At 62.9% G+C, this 620-nt stretch carries 1 pseudogene; it reads left to right on the forward strand.

The features are described from left to right. Positions 1-536 (forward strand): annotated as a pseudogene (locus P792_RS39290) (hydroxymethylbilane synthase); the annotation flags it as partial. Positions 537-620 lie beyond the last annotated feature (84 nt).

Consider the following 620-nt stretch of genomic DNA (forward strand, 5'->3'; position numbering starts at 1 on the left):
AGCTTCTCGCGCGTCGTCCCGATCTGCGTTTCTGCCTCATACGCGGCAACATCCAGACGCGTCTGGCCAAGCTGGAGGCCGGGGCGTGCGACGCCACATTTCTGGCGCTCGCCGGGATGAAACGTCTGGGAATGGGGGCACGGGTCGATGTGATTTTTGAACCCGACGATATGCTCCCGGCTTGTGGTCAGGGGATTATCGGCATCACCTTGCGCCGCCGTGATGCGGGTGCCCGCGCGCTCATGCCTGCTCTGGAGGACCGCACGGCGCGTTATGCCGCAACGGCAGAGCGTGCATTGCTGGCCGGTCTGGACGGATCATGCCGGACGCCTGTGGGTGGTTATGCCACCATCGCCGGGCAGGTTCTGACCCTGCATGGGCTTGTGGCGTCTGAGGATGGCAGTTTCATGCTGCGCCGTTCCCTAAAAGGCAGCGTGGATGAGGCGGCCTCTCTGGGGACCGAACTGGCCGGCATCCTGCGTCGTGATACACCGGCCCGGATATTCGATGCGTTGATCGGCCAACCCGGCTGGTAACACCTCTCCGAACTTTTCCTGATCTCTGATCACGGCGTGTCCTGTCTGGTGAGGCAGGGCATTTTTCGTCGTGCGCAGACACGG

The sequence above is a fragment of the Asaia sp. SF2.1 genome (assembly GCF_000505765.1).
GTDB lineage: Bacteria > Pseudomonadota > Alphaproteobacteria > Acetobacterales > Acetobacteraceae > Asaia > Asaia bogorensis.